The sequence below is a fragment of the Paenibacillus taiwanensis DSM 18679 genome, assembly GCF_000425125.1.
Classification (GTDB): domain Bacteria; phylum Bacillota; class Bacilli; order Paenibacillales; family Paenibacillaceae; genus Paenibacillus_B; species Paenibacillus_B taiwanensis.
In genome coordinates, this window is record NZ_KE384309.1 from 293,212 (window position 1) to 313,228 (window position 20,017).

A 20,017-nucleotide genomic window follows, 5' to 3' on the forward strand; every position below is an offset into this window, starting at 1 on the left:
GATGATACACAACAACCTAAGAAGATTTGCAGCCGATTATGCGAGCGCAGAAGAACGTCAGGTCGATCAGGGTGACGATCAAAGCAGCATCCATTTTCCAACTGTATTTTTGTTTATTGGAGCGAAGGTGTCGGATGCGATTGCACCGATCATTCGGATCAATGAACGTAAATGGGATAACAATGCTGGTGTCATGTACGCCCATGTAGTATCTCGTGATTGGACAGCCGCTTCTGCGGATCATACACAAAGAACTTCCGGCGTTTACTCCGGAAGTTCTGTCGCTTCTCCCTTAGATGACGATATTGATCATGCTGAGGGTAGCAAGCAAAATAGCATGCAGACGCGTGTAACACGTCTGGAACTGCCTGTCCATACGATGGGGAAAAGCAGATCACAGCGCAAGGATGTGTACACTCAATTCCATCAGAATGAAGGTCATCTGCTGGAATTAAACCGAATGCTGCGCCAAATCAGCTACAGCATAGCACAATATGGTCGGTTGTATGCTTCTTTTGATCGTATTCATGTAGCAGTTATTACCCGGGTGGATGACCCGCTGAACGTATTTGTGCCTGAAATATCTTTGCTCGCCAAAGCTATTTTCAGCCAATCGTTTAAGTCGGTACAGATGGATCTGTACGCCTTAATAAGCGAAAAGGAACAGATGGAATCATTTGGTTATGATAGTTCGCTTGGTGTGGCGTTTCTACGAGAATTGGATTATATGCAGAGCGCACGATATTCATTTCATGCGCCTTTGCAGGTGACAGAGGACGGTATTTCGATACCAGTCGTGCATACTGCTGCACCGTTGTTTGACCTAGCTTACCTGCTCTCGGACAAAAATGAACGCGGTATTTCGTCTGCTCATGATCTGGAGGATAATTGTGAAATTATTTGCTATATGAGTCTGCTAAAAAACCGAAAGCTGTCGGACATCCCACACGAGCAGCAAGGCGAGCGTTATAACAATACGTCTTTTAAAAACAACATCATGACAGAAGACGGTAGACAAGGCTATGTGTCCGCAGGGTTCTCTAAAGTGAAACGTCCGAACGAGTCGATTGCGCTTACTGTTATGTATCAGTTATATCGGGAACTTCTAGTAAGGATGAAGGAGAGGCCGATGCCAAACAGCACGGAGAAACTGGACGTGCTTGGCTTAACATCGTCAGATGTGGCAATTGTAATGGCAGGAATTGTGCCGGATGACCATGCGATTCAGGACATGAGCGGAATTATGACGCATGAGTTAAGCTACTCGCAGCTAAAGCGTATGACGCTGCGCGAAGCCGAACAGGCTTTATTTGGTGAAGGCTGCGAGGCTTATTTTCGGAACAACTTTGTACAAGTTGCAGAGCAACGCATGAGCCAGCGCAGTGCGGCAGAGCAACTGCATCAGCACGTTCAGCAAACCTTGAGCAAGCATCCGGATATTAGCTTGTTTCAACTTTATGAGTGGACTAATGAAGCAAATGAAGCCGAGAGCGTTTGGCGTGACTTGCATGGTCTAATTCGGGACAAGACCAAAGTGCTGGAGTCAGTTCGGGGAGAGCTTGAACAAAAGTATCAGGAACGCGTCGAAGAGCAATCTTTCCAGCGCTTACCGCTAATGGACAAACATAATGTACGCAGCTTTATTCGTTGTTTCTTTGACAATGTGTATCGCCATAAGCTTGAGATGCTGCGAGTAGAAATGGAACTGGCATGGTACCGTCAATACGAAACAGCACTTGCACAATTCCATGCGACATGCGCCCGTCAAGTCCAAGTGCTTAAGCAGGTGGAGCATGAGCTGCATCAAGCAGCAATAAGCATGATCAACGAGGCTGATGATTACATTGGTCAAAACATTATGGAGTATTATCAAGTTGTAACAGCTGCGGTGATGCAGGATATGGAAGCCAAACGCGGTGAGGGGAGCTTCTTTGAGGATCGTCTTATAGGCAATCTCGCTCAGCTTGCAGAAGCAGGGGAGGAGGCGCTTACGGACAAGCTTATGGCGGTGTGTAAGCAGCATATTTTAACTGCGGCTCCGTTTCATCAAACGTTCGAAGAAGAGCTGCTCCGACGTGCCAATGTCACGATTGATTACAGCAACCGCGAAGTATTGTCCAAGGATGAATTGTTTAAAAAGCTGTATCGAACATTGGAAGAGCATGCAGTTATTCATATTCGTTTATTGGATTATACACATGAGCATCGTTATGAAGAAAAATACTTTTTTGGGGATCGCTCAAGTGAATTTATTCGGTATGCGTTGCATACAGACGAAACGTCGCGCATATACAAGCTGGGTTGTGTGCATGAAAGACGCAGTAGTGGTGTAGAGAAGTTAAACCTGATGGGCGGTTTCCATGTAGAGGATATGATGTATTACCGTAATGGCAGAGTGTACTACGACAGTTATGCTGAGAACGGATACGAGTTCCACGGCATTCAACCAGACCTTCTGCCGGATATCCGCTGATTGTGTTTGTTGGTAGGCTTCGCATCATGCGAAGCCTACGGTGCGTCATGTTCCAATTTTATGTGAGAGGATGCAATCAATATGCAGCGTAAAGTGAATATGCTGATGGTGCTGTTTAGCTTGATCGGAGGTCTGATCGGGTTTATGGTCGGCGAATGGCTGTTGCACAGTTTGCTTGGACAATGGCCGCGAGTGGTTGTGGTGGGACTTTATTTTGGGATAGTCGCTTTCTTTATTGGCTTGTTCTGCCTGATCGCGGAAATGATTTCGCCACGATTGAGTGGTGCGTCCTGGCGGCAACGGTATGTGGGTCATTCGTGGAAATTTCTTGTGCCCGCTACCCTAATTATGCTTTTTATCGCGGGACTTACGTTAGAGTTTGTCCATCAGCTGGACTTAGGAGGATCAAGGCCTGTTAAGGATATTACACTTGTAATCGACAATTCCGGCAGCATGCGGGATACGGACCCTGCTAATGATCGATACAAGGCAGCCAAGCAGATGATTGGGGAAATGGATAGCGAGAAAAAGGTAGCGGTTATCGTATTTAATGATAAAGCGGATCTGCTTCAACCTTACATTCAAGTGAAAGATCAAGCGGCTAAAGAAAGTATATACAATAAGATTGATGCGTTAAAGCCTACAGAAGGCGGTACGGATATTGGCTTGTCGTTGTCTGAAGCGATGAAGCATATTAAAGATAACGATACGGCAGGGCGCGGCACTATGGTTGTGCTGTTGTCAGACGGTTTCAGCGAGATGAACACGGGTGAGGCGCTGGCCGAATATCAACGGCAAGGGATCGCTGTTCATACGATTGGTCTGAGCTTGGTGGATGCAAAAGGTGCCGGTTTGCTGCAAGATATTGCCAATCAGTCAGGCGGCCAATACTATGATGTGACAAAGGCTGATGAGTTGTCCTTTGTATTTGAGCAAATTTATAACAAGATTGGCGAGCGTACCTTAATTACGGAGCGCACTGGACCGCTAAAAGATAGCGGGTACTATACAGCACTTCGAGTTGCAGCGTTGGTATTAATAGGTGCAGCGCTTGGTCTTGCGCTTGGTCTTGTGTTTGACAACCGGCACTTAGCGAGAAGCTTTGCTATCGGAGGCGCAGTTGCAGGGCTGATGTCAGGTATATTGCTGGAGGCAGGCTTGACGGGACAACCGTTTAACGATGCCGTAATTAGACTGTTAGCCGATCTCATATTGGCATGTGTCATCACGTTATTTACGCTCGTCGTACCGGTACAGGAGAACTTGCGACTGCGTGAAGGCCGTCAACGTCCAGGATCAACAGGTCGTTCTGGCGGCAGCTTTGCCGCTCGTCAGCAGGAAAGCCGCAATAAAGGGTTCTAACGTGAGAGCCAAGTGCGGAGGAGGCAAGAAGTGATGCAGTATATCGAAGCAGATACGACAACCCCAGTCATTAAGGGGATCACTCATAGTGTTAATGACGACTACAGCACGATACGCTGGTTATGGCCCGAAGGTGTAGCGGCCGTATACATTCAGAAAGCTAACGCAGATGAGCAGCTGCAATTGCAGCCTGACCCCGACAGCCTGAAGTTGTACACGAAGGATGAATATAAAGCGAACAATGGCTATTTTGACCGAATAGAAGGCTTTGGCCGAATCGTATATACGGTATTTGCCTGTGTGATGACAGCTGGTACAGCACAGCTCATTTTTCAGCCCGATGGTTCTAATCGTGTCGTTATGAGCACAGGTAAAGCTAAAATTTATTTCTCCATTCGTCAAAAAAGCACGTTGTTCAAAAAGCTCAAATCGGTTCACATTCAGGTAACGACGGAAGTTCCTGTTGCAAAGGAAGTTTTGTGTTATGTAAAGAAGCAGGGCGCTTACCCGGCGAATAAGGAAGACGGTACGATGTATCCATTTGTGGCGCCGTTTGCCTCAGGCAAAAACGTGCTGCCGATTATCGAGATTGGCAAGGATGACTATATTCGATTATTTTTTACGGATGGACGCTTATACGGGCAATTGTACGAATTGATACCGGAATAAGGAGGGTTCAGTATGGGTATTTTTGATTTGTTTAAAAAGAAACCACAGACGGCGCCGAAGCCGCTCTACTACGATATTGTCTGTCCTTACTGTTTTAGCAAATTTATGCCTGAAGCGGTCGTATTTCGTGCAGCACATCACCGCGAGGATGATGAAAATTATGCGTTGCAGGAAGATGAGAAGCTTAATAAATATCGCGAGCGTTTCGGATTGGACACCGTGTATGACATGGAGGCGGTGCTTAATCCGCAGGACATTCCAGAGGAGCATCATATATACTCCGACCATGTGCTGATTGGTCTAAATGATCGATACGGTGTTGTGACCAGAAGCCGATTATGTCCGAACTGCCACAATGAGCTGCCGGTTACAGCAGGAAAAGTGCCAAGCAACATCATTTCGATCATCGGTGCTTCTCAGGTTGGTAAATCAGTATACATGACATCGCTAATTCATACGCTCCAGCATATGACAGCTGATCATTTTGATGCTGCTTGTATGCCGCTTAATGCAGAGATTAGCCGTAAATTTCGTACGATGTACGAGGAGCCGCTATTCGAGCGGGGAGACTTGCTTGCTTCCACACAAAAAGAGAAGATGCAGGAACCGTTTATTTTCCAATTTGTGTTTAAGGATGAGTCAAAGCCTCCACTTACACTCGTGTTTTTTGACGTTGCAGGCGAGGGTATGGTGGACCAAGATTATTTGGGCTTGCATGGCCAGCATATCAAGAACTCGGCTGGAATTTTGTTTATGGTAGACCCGCTGCAAATTCGATCCATTCGGGAGAAAATTCGCATTAAATACGGCGATACATCAGACAATTGGGTTCCGCAATATGATGAACCGCGTGATGTGGTGCTGACGATGTTTGGTGACTTTATCGCTTACGAGGCGAAGAACAAGACAGACATCCCTACCGCGGTTGTGCTGACAAAGAGTGATATGCTGCATTCCTTAAAGGATGAGGATGGCGAGTACATTAAGTCTAACAGCAACATTTTTAACAACGTTGTACACCGCAAATATTTGGATGTCGCTGAGTTCGAAAATATAGACGGTGAAATCAGACGATTTATTGAAAAGGTGGATCGTCCTTTTAAAGGTACGATGGACGTTTATTTCTCAAACACGGCCTATTTTGCGGTATCTGCGCTTGGCAGCAATCCGGTTGATCAAAAGCTTCAAGGGGTAGTGAGTCCAGTCCGTGTAGACGAGCCCTTTATTTGGCTGCTGTATAAACTGAATTACATCGAAGGGAGAGAAGAACGTTGACGTTATCCGATCCCAGTAAGATTCAGCAGCAGTTGTACACGAGAGAACGGCGCGGTATTTTTCGCTCCACCGAAGGGTACGATACGATTGCTAAATCCAGCGCACTAGATCCGAGCTGGATTAAAAAAGTACTGCACCCGTTTTGTGTATATGATGCGCCCGCACAATTGTCTGCACGCGGGGAGAAGGAAGATGCGGCTTATCCGCAGGCGATGCATTTGTTTCACAATGATACAGGACAGATGGTGCTGGGGCGCAGCGTCTATCGTTCAACGGACTTTACTGGTCTGCGCAGCACTTTTTTTACGCATAACTATGTCATTCCGGCAGACCGCATCGCAGACATCGTCAATCAGAATAACTCATGGCTGGATACGCTGTACTTGGACAGCTACGATATTGAGCAGGGCATGGAGTTGGCAGAGCTGAATGGTTTGCCAACAGGTGAGCAACACGTGGCAGTTGCTGATCCCATTGCGTGGCTGGGCAGCATCGGTATGGATGAAACACGGTTTAAGCAGCTGTTGTTTGCGGTTATGTCGTCTGTTGCTTCGAAGCGTAAAGTGTATGTGGCGCTCGATGTGCCGATTGAGCACATAACTAAGACAGCCACTCGATTACTCGGCGTACTTTATACCTGCCTGCCGTATGCATTCCGCCAAACGCTCGGTTTCATTACCTATGCAAAGGAACCGCAAAGCCGCAAAGGTATACACCTGACTTTTGTTGAGCAAGGCAGTCTTAGACCGAACGATCGGAATATAGATAAAGACTATACGTTTGATCTTGTTTCACAACGTGTGACAAATGTAGATGTAGATTTCAGCAAGCAGCCTTATCTGGACTTGGCATGGACGAACTTGACGCAGCTTGATCGAGCAGTAGATTTTTATCGGTTTGCAGAGCAGATGCTGGCAGATATGGATGTCGTTCGTCAGACCGCGATTACAAGCTACCATGAGCTTGCTGTATTTTATCAGGTTGAAGCGGGCAACGAAGCGCTGTACGATGTGAACAAAAATGCGGTGCTGATGGCTATGCTACAATATTTGACGCCAGCAGGGGCCATAACGGGTAAGAAGCGGCTTAACGAACTATTTATGTCGCGGTTTACACGGGAATTTGAACTGGTGAAGCAACGCCAAGTTCCGGAATTGCAGCTAGTTAAATGTTTGAAAGAGTATGCAGAGCTGCCTGATACCGATGTGGACAAGCAGCTGATTGCTTATTTGATAAGCGCGATTCATAATGCGCAATTGGATAAACGCAAGGACCGTGCAGAGGCGTTTTATACGTTAATTAGCAGCCAGCCGTCATTAAGCCGTGCCTTTTTTGATACGGTATTAAATTTGGGCAAGGCACACGAACTGTTTGAGCCTTACATTGAGCAGCAATTGCACGCGGCTCTAAAAGCTGAGGATGTTGTACAGTTGGCGTACAACTGGTCATCTTTACATCCGCAGACGCTTAAAAATGCCTTTTTTGTGGAGCAGGCGGAAAAGCAATTAATGAGCAAGCTGCGCACAGAATCAGACGCTGTGGCGGCAGTTACCGCGACTCACCACCTCATCGATGAGCTGCTAGAGCGTGATCGTGACTACGGTAACGGTACTTTAATGCAGAAGTTGTCTTATTCAGCTGATCTGTTTCTGCTGACGGAGCTTAATTTGGAGCAGCTTCGAAAAGAGCAACTGCTGAAAATCGGATTTCTACAATATCCGGATGAAGTGAAGTCTTGGGCGGCTCGGTTTAACCAACAGGTTCAAAGTAAAGCGGCCATTATGCTTGCAGCTTATCAATGGTTTGTGGAGCATGAGCCGGACGAGTCCGTATTTGATGATCTTACGTTATCGGAGCTGGATCAGGTCCAACAGTTGGGACGCAACTGGCTGCAGCGGGATATCGTACCAGATCAGTTTGGCAGATTAGTGCTGGCGTTCTACTGTGAAGCACCAAGTGGCACGGTTGATTACGGCGCACTGCTTCATTATTTGCAGTTGAACTCACCGGACAAAGAAACGTTGTATCAATTTATGAAATGGTCAGAGACGCAGCTAAAATTCGTTCGCTCGCGGAAGCTGGCACCTGCATACGCCGCTGCAATTGTTTCTTACTTTAAGAAGCATGATCGTGACGCTTTTAAAAATAGAGCTAATCGCAAGGCTTATTTTGAGCAAGCAGGTACTGCACTTAAGCCTGTTTATGATAAGGCCAGAATGGAACTGTCGTCACCGCTCGTAAAGTTTTTTAATCGAAACAAGAAATCGAGTTTGATCCTTGTAACGGCGTTAGTCGTTGTTGGGGGTACGCTGCTGGGGCTGCAAGCTGCTGGTGTATTTGCACCGTCTTCTCCTGTAGTAGCGGAGCAGCCCGCGGAAGGGAAACAGCCTGACACAAATCCTTTGCCACAGCCAAGAAAAGAGCAGAAGCCTCATGTATTTGCCGAGACTGTCACGGATAAAGTTGAAGGTGTAGATAAGGTGTTAACACAGCTCGTATTTTTAGTCGCAGCTGAAGCCGATTGTGCCAAGTTTGATGCATCCCGAATACAGATTACTTTTAACGACGGGAAGCAATTGGAGTATAAGGATCGGAAGGGGCTTTCGACTTGCAAGCCGGCAGCACAAGATCAGCAAGACTCTGTAATGCCGACTGGGGAAGCTGGGCATGAAGGTGAACAAGGACAAGGACAAGGTCCAGCCGAAGCTAACACTAATCAGCCCGCAAATCATGGAGCAGGTACTCCCGCTCACAACGTAAAGTTGCCCCCAAGTAATGAGGAGGCTGGAAACCCTCTATCCTATCGGATAACAGTACAGTTAGGCGAACAGATCAGCACGGCAGACATCCGTGAGGTGGCTGTTGGTACAACTATTTTTCCATTTATTACAAAATGAGCAAGTGAGGAGAAAGGGGCAGAAATGCCCCTTTTTGATATGCGGCGTGCCCAGTCCGGGCTAGGCACGCTTCGATTAACTTTTTCAAGTACGCGTAATTAATGAATTTGTATCTACAAAAGGGGCTACCACTTGAAGATCTGGGATGACATAGTGGTCTGGTACATGCTCAATGATTCTATTCCAGATGAGGGATTCCACCCGAATTTCATCTGAAGAAGGTCGGGTCAAAAATAGATTGCTATACAAGCTGCCTGGCACTTGCATATGAAAACACCTCCTGCGCGATCATATATGAATTTGTACGGTTGCCTTAGTCAGTCGGGGCTGAATCGTGGCTGCTACGCATTACGTGCTTATACATTCGCATCATTTTTGTATTATATTGATCAATGGACCAATGCTTCTGACTAAATAGGCGAGCTTTAGCGCCAAGCTTACGTCTTGTTTCCTCGGATTGCAGCAGTTCATTGAGTAGTGTGTACAAGGCAATCTCATCATTTTTAGGTGCGATAAGACCTGTTAATCGATGCTCAACCATTTCAGGCAGTCCTCCGGCATTGGACACGATAACAGCATTACCTGCCAGCTGCGCTTCAATGACTGATAATGGCTGATTGTCCTGGAGGCTAGGCTGTACATAAATGTCGGTCATCGCCATAAAGCAAGGCACGTCTGATCGTGCACCCCAGAAGGTAATAGCTTGCTGAAGATCAAGGGCTGCTGCCAACTGCTCATATTCCCCACGCTTAGGACCGTCTCCGACAATCCAGCATATCCAATCATTACGCTCTGTTTTTAGCTTGGCCAAAGCCCGAATAAGGACTTCGATCCCTTTTAAATGGACGAGCCGCCCTGCAAAAGTAATTACTTTTTTAAGAGGTGGGCGACTGATCTCGTTCCGTGTAGTTAAAAGCTGCTTATATTTGACCGTATCCATACCGTAAGGAAATACGGATATGTGATGAGCGGCGATGCCGTAATCCTCCACAAACCCTTTTTGAAGCCATTTAGAAGAAGTTACAGCATGAGAAGCGGATCGTAGGCCCTGCTGCTCGATCGTGCGGTAATAGTGCAATATGGACTTCATATCATGGTCAACACGATCAACTGCCGAATGAGAGTCCATCAAAAGCTGAATTTCACCTGGCAGGGAACCGTGCGGATTGACGATTAAAGGCAGCTTCGCTGGCTTGACTCGTGCGAATGCACATGCGGAAATGACATCATGTGTATGGATCAGGTCGTATTGTTCGAGCCGAAGACTTGAGGCGACACATTCCAATGTATACCGATCCAGCTCATTATGATAGATGACGGGCACAGTCGCTAAGCCCGTTTGTCGAAGATGAGACTCGATTAGAGGCAAGTACGAGGATTTATAAAACTTGAGCTGCCGATTAACGAGATGATAGTATTCGGCATGGTTGCCCAATATATCAACCTCATAACCTTGCCGCATGAAATCTTGTGCGAGCCTCTCCATCAAAGGCCAAACACCACCCAAATGCGGAAGCTCCCAAAAAGTAGCGAGCAATATTTTCATCACCATCACGATCCCATTCCTATCAGGATATTGTAGTATATGGTGTATCTTCACTATGCGTATAGGTGATTTCTCTATGAAATACGGTATCGCAGCCCATGTTAACGCGAGCCATTTTGGCGTGGGAAGATTCATGCAAGAGAAGATAGGCGTATACCCTTGCCTAAAATGAAGCTGCTGCATATGTTAAACACGATAGCTATCGGCGTAATAGTGAAGGGAGAAGGCGATGGGGGTATACTATTCTACTATATTTAACAATCCGGAAACAGAGGAAGGTAAAGAAGTCAAAGTGTTGGATTTGCATATTACGAACGAGCATCATCGCGCAGCCAACGTATTAGTTCGACTTATATGTAATGGTGTAGTTGCAGCAGAGCACTTAAACAGACTAAAAGCTAAAAATGACTCGTCGTCTGCATTAAAAATTCAGGAGATGCGGTTGCAGCCAGGAGCCTTTGGTATACAAATATTTACGACGATAACCGGGCATCATCCACTTGTTATTGAAGCTGTGTTTAAAGATAATCAGCGTGCGGTCATTCGAACGATTGGAATGGAAGCATTTACGGAAGTGGATATATTATCGGCAGACGCCTAGTATTAAAATAGTTCTCCTAAATAGTTTTGTTACTTATGTACAGGTCGGCACTATGTTGAGGGAATCAGCGTTAAAACGGACGTATGGGCGGGGGAACCGAGCAGACGTCCGTTTGTTGTAACTAAGGCTTGATGTGTAGTGGAAGTTGTGCAAGCATGCTCGTAAATTGTTTCAGGTAAAGGTCAGGAGAAAAATGAGATTGGATGTGAGTGACGCCTGCCTCTCTTATTGTGGCGCGGAGACGTTGATCGGTCATTAGTCGTATAGCCTCTTGGACCGCTTGTTGAATATGGCCGTGACGATAATACAAGCCTGTCTGGTTGTGGATTATAAAGGCGCGTACACCGTCAGAGTCGGTACTCAAAACGGGACAGCGGCAGCACATAGCTTCTGCAACTGCGTAACCGAATCCCTCTAAAATGGATGTGGATAGAAGCAATCCCCCTGAATCACCGACCATTGATAAATAAACCATCATCTCAGCATGGGGCACATTATGAAAGATAGTTAGCTTATTACGAAGTCCAAGCTTGTCAATCATATGCTCGAATGGTTTGCGGTCTTCTGCTATGTTTGGATCTGTAAACATCCACAGCTGCAAAGCAGGAATGAGTTTAGTTAGACTCCAGCTAATTTCGAGAAAGTGTAACCAATTTTTGTTAGCTTCCAGACGTCCAACCCAAGCAATAACTGGATAAGGGAGTGGATGACGAGCTTCATAATGGAATGTCGAAGTATCAATGACGTTAGGGAATGAAAATCGAGGCAGCCACGGACAGTAATGTTCAAACAGCTCAATCAGATGAGAAGTAGCAGGCAGCAGCACGCCATTTGCATATTCGCGTAGAAAGGGTAGTGCTTCCAACATCGTTTTTTCTGCTGCGGCATGCATACCCAAGCCCTGTGCTTCAAAAATAAGCGGGCCAATGTAGCCTAACGTTCGTATTCGCCTCAGCATCAAGTAGTCGGAGGAGACAAATATAGCTTTGTATTGATATTTTGTTATTAGCGATTCCAACTGATCGTCTTGATTCGTTATAAAAGTGGGGATATGGCTGACGTTATTTTGGATTCCTGCACCGTGCTGCGTATATAGCAAATGACCTTGGATTCCGCCTCGAAGCAGCGTTTGGCAACGCAAACGATTTAAGGTTTCAATCCCACCACTTGGTACAAAAAAAGTAAACAATACGTTCATTTTTCATGCCGCCTCATTTCAAGGGAAGTCATTAAGCATTTGAGGTCGCACAGCATGGCGGTTGTATGCTCTTGTTGTCTGTACTGTATGTAATGTGGCCAAGATTGGTGTGGGTGCAACTATTGTGTTATAGCGGCTAAAAACGCTGTCAGGCACGGAAGCAGACAGTGTAAATTTATGCTGCCTGCTTGGCTATATTCAAATTCATAAGGGTAATATAAATCTGTACTCTTGATAAGTAGGATATCGTTATAAGGTCCAGCGGATTAACAGCCCAGCTTGTGATAGTCCGCCACCGAAGCCATAAAGCAGCATAAGCTTACCCGCTACTAATCTTCCGTCACGGATACCTTCTTCAATTGCAAGCGGGATACTTGCCGCTGATGTATTTCCGTAACGTTGCACGCTTGTTAAAGTATGCTCCATTTTAATGCCTGTTCTGTCGCAGATGCTCTCTATCATGCGCAAGTTAGCACTATGCGGGACAAAAATATCCAAGTCGCTCGCAGTCAGATCAACCTTATTCAACAGGTGCTGAAGCTGGGCAGGAATTTGCTGGAGAGCCCACTTGTATACTTCCCGTCCGTTTTGATGAAGCTTGCCGTCCTCTGTCAGATCAAGACCATTAAGCTTACAGCTTACAGCGGTGCGATATAACGTACCGCTAAGATCACCCGTTGTAACGGAGCTTGCAGCAAGGCAAGTTGCGGGTGATTGTGGATCAGATTCTAAAATAATGGCGCCTGCACCGTCACCAAATAGGATGCACGTTGAACGGTCAGAATAATCTACCGTTTTTGTGAGCACCTCGGTGCCAATAACGATTACTTTTTGGTGCATGCCCGCATCAATTAGACCGATTGCCATCTGCATGGCACTAACAAAGCCTGCGCAGGCATTGGATATATCTAACGCCAAGCAATCAGGCAGCTGCAGGCGAGCTTGCACAATTGCGGCTGTACTTGGAAAAAAAGTATCCGGCGTTGAAGTCGCTACTAAAATAGCATCGACACCCTGGAGGCAGGAGGGATACCGCTCCGTCATACGCATAACGGCTTCAAAGGCCAAATCGCTAGCATATTGATGTTCCGCTGCTTTTCTTCGTTCTTTCATGCCTGTTCGTTGAACGATCCATTCATCGTTTGTATCTAAAAAAGAGGCGAAATAGTCATTTGTCAGCACCTCTTCTGGTGCATATGCAGCAAATGCAGTAATGCGTGCGGTCGTGTTTAATTGGACTGTAGGCATGGAAAGCCTCCTTGTTAATTAATGTAACCCTAAATTTAGAACTAGATATTAGTACTAGGTACTAATTATAATACAAATCATACCATGCTCTGTCAATACTTAAGAAAGGAGCTATTGCCAAACGATGACTACGGAGAAAATTAGCTGCAAAGCAGGGATGAAGGTGTCAGCATAAGTTCGGTACAGAGGACGCACCATACTGAATGCAACATCACGATCCCATCAAACCACTAACTGCTTATAGGAGGCACGTACATGCAAATTAGAAAAGCTTTGCTCGCGGTGACAGCGGCAGTAGTCATGATGACAGGGTTAACCGGGTGCTTTGGCAACAAGGATATGACGGCGAAGGGCATACGTACAAATTCAGTACGTTATGATGGCCACAATGGAATTAATCCTTATAATGATGCGAATTATAACACAGGGCGCAATTACAATGGTTATCGAGGCACCTACAATACGTATGGAACTGATTATGATATGGGTCGGAATGCGTATGATGCCAACAATTACAACCGATATGGAACAAATATGGGGCGAAACTATAACACTTATGGCAACACCAATGGCAACAGCCACGGTTTTAAACGTATGCAGGTGAGTCAGAAGATTGCCGACAAAATTACGGCATTACCGGGAGTCAAGTCTGCTAACGTATTTGTAACGGACAATAATGCTTATGTGGCGGTAACAACAGAATCGAATTCGCATATGAAACAAGGAACAAACAATGTACACCCTTATAGTCTGGATAAAACCTACACTCGTTCCACCAATCATGCCAAGACAGCTATCCTTAACGATAATTTAAAATCGATCATTGGCAAGGAAGTTAAAAAGATGGCACCTGAATGTAACAATGTATACGTGTCTGCTGACGCTAATTTTGTTGATCGCATGAACCAGTACGCCAATTATGCCAAGCAAGGACACCCGCTGCACGGTTTAAATGTGGAGTTTCAAGAGCTTGTTGGGCGTATATTCCCGACAAATGAAGCTCCTAACCATACTCGAAACATGGCTCCTGGTATGAGATAACTACTTCTAATGTTAAAATGGGCTCAAGCACTCGTGTCTTGTGCAAGCTGTTGCAGTTTGCAGGGCGGGTGCGCGCAGCCCATTTTTTTATTCGATCGCACCAAGTGTAATTGCCCTTCATAGTATAAATTTGACTGTATCCCTTAACCTTGTTAAATTACAAAAACTCGGGCAAGGAGGGGTGACACTTGAAGGGTAGCGATCACAAAAGCAAATTCCTATTGACGAACCGTGAGCGCGAAGTCTTTGAATTGCTTGTTCAGGACAAAACGACCCGTGATATCGCACAACAACTATTCATAAGCGAGAAAACGGTACGAAATCACATATCGAATGTGATGCAGAAATTAAACGTAAAGGGTCGTTCGCAAGCGGTAGTCGAGCTGATCAAGCTTGGGGAGCTCAAAATCTGACATTGCCCATCGCCCTGACCATTTAAACTTCTGGCTCCATGCCGGAAAGCGGTATGGATAGGAGGCTCTTTGATGAGCAGGCTGCTGCAGTACACCACTGACGGCTTGCGTCGGATAGATGAAAGGCGTCCCGCCTGTATATATCTTCATTGTCTTGAAGGTGTAGGGCGAGACGTCTCTATTTTTAGGCAAAGATGGACAAGCCAAGCTTTGTTTGTTGGCTCTATGCCTGCTATATCGTCGAAGTAAGGCGTGTAGGGTTCATAAAATGCTTACCCTCTTCACCAAGTACATAAAAGGCACTCCTGTATCTGCTCAGCAGACGTAGGAGTGCCTTCTTCTGTAGTTCGACTACATATGAGTATGACCTTTAACCCATACTTTTCTAATGTTGAGCGCTGCATCAGTCCAGACAAGGTCTGCTTGTTTGCCGACTTCGATGCTGCCTGTTACATCATCAATTCCGATTTGTTTAGCAGGATTGATACTTGCCAGCATGGACGCTTCTTCGACGGACAATCCGACGTGACGAGTTACAAACTGGATCGCACCGATCATCGTTAAGGTGCTGCCAGCAAGCGAGCCGCCTTCCGTCAGGCGTGCCACACCGTCGACAACCGTTACTGGCAATCCGCCAAGGTCGTATTGACCGTTAGGCATGCCGGCTGCTGACATCGCATCCGTGATCAAAATCAGCTTACCAGCCGCTTTGGAGCGTACGAGCAGCTTGATGCACGCCGGATGGACATGATGTCCGTCTGCGATTACTTCGGCTGCAATGCGGTCATCCGTCAGCACGCCGCCAGCGACACCCGGATTGCGGTGATGGACAGGTGTCATCGCGTTAAAGGTATGAACGGCTTGGTTCAAGCCTGCATTTGCCGCTTCCGTTAACTGCTCATACGTAGCATCTGTATGAGCAGCCGCTGCATTGATGCCGTGCGCGCGGCACCAGCGAATGGCGTTAAGTGCGTTATCACGCTCAGGCGCAAGGCTTAACTGCTTCATTACGCCAGGATGACGTTCATGCCACCCTTCCAGCCAGTCGATTTGTGCATCCATCATAAAGGCGTCATTTTGGGCACCCTTGTATTTAGGGTTTACAAATGGACCTTCTAAATGCAAGCCTGCAAGCTGTGCATATTTTGAATCGCTTTTCATGTAGGTATCTACAGCGCCAACAACTTTGTCCAACGCCTCATGAGACTGTGTCATCGATGTCGCCAGCATAGTTGTTGTGCCATGTTCCATATGGAACTTCGTAATCTGATCGTAAGCAGTGTGAGTGGCGTCCATAAAGTCTGCGCCAAAGCCCCCGTGAACGTGAACGTCAATAAAGCCAGGCATAACGTAACCGTTCTCTGCGTCGATGGCATTAGACAGCCAGGCTTGTTCCACTTGAGTCAACTGCGAGAGGGTGCCAATATAAGTGATGCGTCCATCCTCTACGCGCACAATTCCGTCATGAATAAGACCATTCAGTGTCACGATACGTGCATTTTTAAGTGTGAAGGTTGAGTTAGTCATTGAACTTTTGTGCCGCCTCCTTGTCGAGCAATACGACAACATTTGGATGAGTTTGCAGCAAGGAAGCCGGAACTTCCGTTGTAATAGGACCTGTCAGGGCACGATGGATAATATCTGCTTTTTCTGCGCCACGGCCGATCAACAAAATCATTTTTGCTTTTAAAATGGAACCGACGCCCATCGTTACAGCTTGCGTAGGCACTTGATCAATCGAATCAAAAAATCGAGCGTTGGCTTGACGTGTTTCATCTTTTAGTTGTACGACATGAGTACCACCATGCAACTGCTGATCAGGCTCATTAAAGCCGATGTGCCCATTGTGGCCGATGCCGAGAAATTGAATATCAATAGACGCTTGTGCAAGAGCAGCGTCGTACTGCTTGCATTCTGCTTCAAGATCAGCAGCATTGCCATCAGGAACACGCGTGTTATCTTTGTTAATGTCGACATGGTTAAACAATTGTGTGTTCATGAAGGAGCGGTACGTTTCTGGATGACCTTCCGGTAAGCCTACGTACTCGTCCAAGTTATAGGAGTGCACATTTTTAAAGCTGACGTATCCTTTTTCATAAAGACGAATCAGTTCTTGGTAAATACCGATAGGAGAACTGCCAGTAGCTAGACCAAGTACCGCATTCGGTTTGGTTTGAATTAGGCTTGCGACGATGCCAGCACCAATTTGGTTTAATTCTTCGTTGGTATTAAATGTCATAATATTCATTACAATATTACCTCCCTTTATCTTTACGGTACTTGCGTACCATGCGATACGATTGTTCGAGTTTCGGAATATGTTCGTCGAACTGCTCACTGACCATGCCGGCAAAAATAATGTCAATCACATGGAGCTGCGCAATTCGTGATGCCATATCTCCACGGCGCATGCCCTCTTCTAAGGAAGAGGCAAATAAGTTGATGTCTGCTAAGTTAGCGAGACGGTTATGACCAACCTTCGTCAGCGAAATCGTAGTAGCTCCGCGCTCCTTGGCGCACTGCAAGGAATCAATCGTCTCGGGTGTTTCACCCGAATAGGATATGGCGATAGCTACATCATCTGCGCCCAGATTGGCGGCAGATGTGATCTGCATATGTGGATCAGCAAAGGCGGTCGCTCGCTTGCCAATACGGACAAGCTTCTGATAGAAGTCCATCGCAACGATGCCTGATGTGGCAACGCCGTACAAGTCAATGTGCCGCGCGTGCTGCAGCGCAGCAATCGCACGTGCTAGCGCTTGTACATCCAACAGTCTAGTCGTATCCGAGATGGAACGAAGATGATTGGATTCAATTGCCGTAACGATATCCGCCAATTGATTACCAGCGATAATATCTTGATAAGTCAAGGGTGTAGTCTGCTGAGCCAAATCTGCGGCCAGCTTCGTCTTAAAATCGGGATATCCACGAAAATGAAGCGATTTGCAAAATCGGGTCACCGTAGCCGCGGAAGTACCGGATTGCTCGGCTAACTCCGTAATGCCCATCGTTACCACATTACCCGGAAATTGAAGCATATAGTCAGCCAGCTTGCGCTCTTGTTGATGCAAATGTTCTAACTGCTGCCGGATGGCATGGAGAATACTCGACAATGTAATTCATCTCACTTCATATCAGCGTAATGCTTGGGTTTAAACGATATAACAGATGCCTCAGATGTAACAGGTATGAAAATAGAACAGGTATAACAAATGTAGCAGTTGTAACTTACTAGCGTCCTGATTTCACCAAGTATTCCCTGCGTAAGGGTAGCTGCTGTGAAAAAAATTTTAATTATTTAATCCAATGTCATGAAAATAATTTTAGTAGACACCCTTATCATAGCGAAGAAAATAGGTGCGTGCAAGCCAATTCCATCATTGTTTCATAACCGTCAAATATAGGGTGCCCGTTCGTAGAAATTTACTGTCCATCTTGAAATTGTCGCTGCTCACGGAATTGCTTGGGAGACAGGCCCAGCCGGTTGCGGAATGTTCGATGGAAATAAGTATAGCTCTGAAATCCGCACATTTCCGCTATTTGTTCAAGCGACATGTAGCCGTGCAAAATACGCTCACATGCCATACTTATCCGCACCTCAATGGCATAGTCCATAATGGACTGCTGGAAAACGTCCTTAAACAAATGGGAAGCACGTGATGCGCTAACCTGAACAGACGCCGCGACGTCCTGTATGCTGAAACTTTCCGTTGCGTTAAGCTCAATGTATTGCTTCATGCGGTGTGCAAGTTGTGTAGTCCGATCGTCAAGGCTAATCATATGCGGGTGCTGCAAGGCACGCTCAAACATAAGAAATAATACAAATGTCAAATGTCTGACAATATCGTTCATGTGATTTTCTGACAGTCGCTGCTCTTGCATAATCTCACGCCATATGGCGAGCATTCGATCGTCAATGGCGTGATTAGACAACCAGGGAGGCTGGTGCTCCGACCACCATTTTTCTACCCAAGGCCCGTTAACCATCATATAGTAATCAAGGCTGTGCACCTTTGTCATCGTTTCCAGAGACTCAGGGTTTTTGTATCCGATTTTGAGGTCGTAGTGCTGCTTTGGGCTAAGCATAATAAGCTGTCCAGGCAAGATCTGGACATATTGATCAGCTGTTCGAATATGAGCGGTTCCCTCAAGCTGGATTCGAATAATGTAATGTTTCAGCGATGGAATGACAAGGCTGAGCGGCTTGCGATGGCGGGCGTATCCGGCATGCAAAATGGGAAATTGCTGCTCGGTCTGATTATGTGCATTTTTGCTCAAAGTCAGCAGCTCCTTTTTACAATAAGTTCAGATGGATTATATCATATATAGCAGGATTGTTCAGGTTAGTGCGATATACTTCATTCCTTTATGACTATAGGTATGGGACAATGAAACCGTTCAAATGAAAACCTTTTCAAATTATCGAATCACCGTTTTAGGAATGACCAACACAAATACTTTGAAGTATCGAGGTGGACATTATGCGTATCGGTTTACAATTGTATACAGTCCGTGATGAGACAGAACGCGATTTTGTTGGCACATTGGAACGTATTGCAAGTATGGGTTATGAAGGTGTAGAACTGGCAGGTTACGGCGGATTATCGCCTGAGGAAATGAAAACTACGTTATCACGCTTAGGATTGGCAGCTGTGGGCAGTCATATTAGCTTGGAGCAGCTTACAAATAATTTAGATGAGCATATGGAGATGAGCTTGGCAATTGGCAGTTCCTATTTAATTTGTCCGTGGCTGCCGAAGGAACAATATGATTCTTTAACAGCATTACATGAGACGCTAGGCAAGTTGAAGCATGCAGCAGAGCGTTTGCAACGACACGGACTACGGCTAGGATACCACAATCATGACTTTGAATTTACGACTATTGTTGAGGGAAGAACGGTATTTGAACGCATTTTTGATGCGCTGCCGGCTTCACAATTGATCCAAGAACTTGACGTGTGCTGGGTGCAGTATAGCGGGCATGAGCCCGTAGAGTGGATGGAGAAATACGCCGAGCGTCTGCCGCTCGTTCACTTTAAAGATTTGGCGCGTACACCGGAAGGCGCTCCAATTACGGTTGAGCTTGGCAAAGGAGAGCTTGATTTGACGGCAATTGCCAAGGCTGCCAGCCGTATAGGCGCTGAATGGTTAATTGTGGAGCAAGACGTCACACAGCGCGGCTCGCTGGAAAGCGTAGAAGCAAGCTTGGATTGGATTACCGCCAACTTGAAAGACTTGGATTTGTTTTAACTTACAACGACTATTTTTGCAAACCTATAAACCGTTAAATAA

Annotated in this window: 18 protein-coding genes; 10 read left to right on the forward strand and 8 right to left on the reverse strand. The window is 46.1% G+C overall.

Going from position 1 to position 20,017, the window contains the following annotated elements; all coding sequences use genetic code 11:
• The first annotated feature begins 4 nt into the window (after nucleotides 1-4).
• The 5 genes from H509_RS0122255 to H509_RS0122275 all read left to right on the forward strand — a co-directional run bounded on the left by H509_RS0122255 (nucleotide 5) and on the right by H509_RS0122275 (nucleotide 8,676).
• Complete coding sequence (locus tag H509_RS0122255) at nucleotides 5-2,473, forward strand: FtsZ/tubulin family protein (RefSeq protein WP_157277909.1); 2,469 nt, start codon at nucleotides 5-7, stop codon at nucleotides 2,471-2,473.
• An 81-nt stretch (nucleotides 2,474-2,554) separates the two neighbouring features.
• Nucleotides 2,555-3,835: a vWA domain-containing protein gene (locus tag H509_RS0122260; protein ID WP_028547016.1), complete on the forward strand. Its 1,281-nt coding sequence runs from the start codon at nucleotides 2,555-2,557 to the stop codon at nucleotides 3,833-3,835.
• A gap of 33 nt (nucleotides 3,836-3,868) precedes the next feature.
• A complete protein-coding gene (locus H509_RS0122265; protein WP_028547017.1) occupies nucleotides 3,869-4,504 on the forward strand; it encodes a hypothetical protein in 636 nt (211 codons plus the stop codon).
• A gap of 12 nt (nucleotides 4,505-4,516) precedes the next feature.
• Nucleotides 4,517-5,779, forward strand: a complete 1,263-nt coding sequence (locus H509_RS0122270; protein WP_028547018.1) for a TRAFAC clade GTPase domain-containing protein — start codon at nucleotides 4,517-4,519, stop codon at nucleotides 5,777-5,779.
• Entirely contained in the window at nucleotides 5,776-8,676 is a 2,901-nt protein-coding gene (locus H509_RS0122275) for a GAP1-N2 domain-containing protein (protein WP_028547019.1), read from the forward strand. Before H509_RS0122270 ends, H509_RS0122275 begins: the two co-directional genes overlap by 4 nt.
• A gap of 84 nt (nucleotides 8,677-8,760) precedes the next feature.
• Here H509_RS0122275 and H509_RS0122280 read toward each other — a convergent pair whose 3' ends face one another.
• Together H509_RS0122280 and H509_RS26350 are read right to left on the reverse strand one after the other, a co-directional pair.
• Nucleotides 8,761-8,943 (reverse strand): hypothetical protein, encoded by a 183-nt coding sequence (locus tag H509_RS0122280; RefSeq protein WP_028547020.1) that lies wholly within the window; start codon nucleotides 8,941-8,943, stop codon nucleotides 8,761-8,763.
• 46 nt (nucleotides 8,944-8,989) lie between these two features.
• On the reverse strand, nucleotides 8,990-10,228 hold the full coding sequence (locus H509_RS26350) for a glycosyltransferase family 4 protein (RefSeq protein ID WP_051287523.1): 1,239 nt from the start codon (nucleotides 10,226-10,228) through the stop codon (nucleotides 8,990-8,992).
• 223 nt (nucleotides 10,229-10,451) lie between these two features.
• Between H509_RS26350 and H509_RS0122290 the strand changes: the two genes are divergently transcribed.
• Nucleotides 10,452-10,823: a hypothetical protein gene (locus tag H509_RS0122290; RefSeq protein WP_028547021.1), complete on the forward strand. Its 372-nt coding sequence runs from the start codon at nucleotides 10,452-10,454 to the stop codon at nucleotides 10,821-10,823.
• Between the two features lie 121 nt (nucleotides 10,824-10,944).
• On the opposite strand, the gene H509_RS0122295 is transcribed toward H509_RS0122290, so the two are convergent.
• A complete protein-coding gene (locus tag H509_RS0122295; protein ID WP_028547022.1) occupies nucleotides 10,945-12,021 on the reverse strand; it encodes a glycosyltransferase family 4 protein in 1,077 nt (358 codons plus the stop codon).
• A 249-nt stretch (nucleotides 12,022-12,270) separates the two neighbouring features.
• Nucleotides 12,271-13,269 (reverse strand): ketoacyl-ACP synthase III, encoded by a 999-nt coding sequence (locus H509_RS0122300; RefSeq protein ID WP_028547023.1) that lies wholly within the window; start codon nucleotides 13,267-13,269, stop codon nucleotides 12,271-12,273.
• Between the two features lie 255 nt (nucleotides 13,270-13,524).
• Here H509_RS0122300 and H509_RS0122305 point away from each other — a divergent pair, with 255 nt between their 5' ends.
• The 3 genes from H509_RS0122305 to H509_RS27865 all read left to right on the forward strand — a co-directional run bounded on the left by H509_RS0122305 (nucleotide 13,525) and on the right by H509_RS27865 (nucleotide 14,972).
• Entirely contained in the window at nucleotides 13,525-14,310 is a 786-nt protein-coding gene (locus H509_RS0122305; RefSeq protein WP_028547024.1) for a YhcN/YlaJ family sporulation lipoprotein, read from the forward strand.
• 188 nt (nucleotides 14,311-14,498) lie between these two features.
• Nucleotides 14,499-14,723 (forward strand): helix-turn-helix domain-containing protein, encoded by a 225-nt coding sequence (locus tag H509_RS0122310; protein WP_019422432.1) that lies wholly within the window; start codon nucleotides 14,499-14,501, stop codon nucleotides 14,721-14,723.
• Nucleotides 14,724-14,795: 72 nt separating this feature from the next.
• Nucleotides 14,796-14,972, forward strand: coding sequence for a hypothetical protein (locus tag H509_RS27865; RefSeq protein ID WP_157277893.1), 177 nt, complete (start codon nucleotides 14,796-14,798; stop codon nucleotides 14,970-14,972).
• Between the two features lie 102 nt (nucleotides 14,973-15,074).
• Here H509_RS27865 and nagA read toward each other — a convergent pair whose 3' ends face one another.
• From nagA to H509_RS0122335, 4 genes are all read right to left on the reverse strand, one after another.
• On the reverse strand, nucleotides 15,075-16,250 hold the full coding sequence (nagA, locus tag H509_RS0122320; protein WP_028547025.1) for an N-acetylglucosamine-6-phosphate deacetylase: 1,176 nt from the start codon (nucleotides 16,248-16,250) through the stop codon (nucleotides 15,075-15,077).
• Entirely contained in the window at nucleotides 16,243-16,971 is a 729-nt protein-coding gene (gene nagB / locus H509_RS0122325; protein WP_028547026.1) for a glucosamine-6-phosphate deaminase, read from the reverse strand. The genes nagA and nagB overlap by 8 nt, the downstream gene beginning before the upstream one ends.
• A gap of 7 nt (nucleotides 16,972-16,978) precedes the next feature.
• Nucleotides 16,979-17,836 (reverse strand): MurR/RpiR family transcriptional regulator, encoded by an 858-nt coding sequence (locus H509_RS0122330; protein ID WP_028547027.1) that lies wholly within the window; start codon nucleotides 17,834-17,836, stop codon nucleotides 16,979-16,981.
• A gap of 310 nt (nucleotides 17,837-18,146) precedes the next feature.
• Nucleotides 18,147-19,001 carry a helix-turn-helix transcriptional regulator gene (locus H509_RS0122335; RefSeq protein WP_051287524.1) on the reverse strand — a complete coding sequence of 285 codons (855 nt, stop codon included), beginning with the start codon at nucleotides 18,999-19,001 and terminating at the stop codon, nucleotides 18,147-18,149.
• A gap of 203 nt (nucleotides 19,002-19,204) precedes the next feature.
• On the opposite strand from H509_RS0122335, the gene H509_RS0122340 reads away from it, so the two are divergent.
• Nucleotides 19,205-19,975: a sugar phosphate isomerase/epimerase family protein gene (locus tag H509_RS0122340; RefSeq protein WP_028547029.1), complete on the forward strand. Its 771-nt coding sequence runs from the start codon at nucleotides 19,205-19,207 to the stop codon at nucleotides 19,973-19,975.
• Nucleotides 19,976-20,017 lie beyond the last annotated feature (42 nt).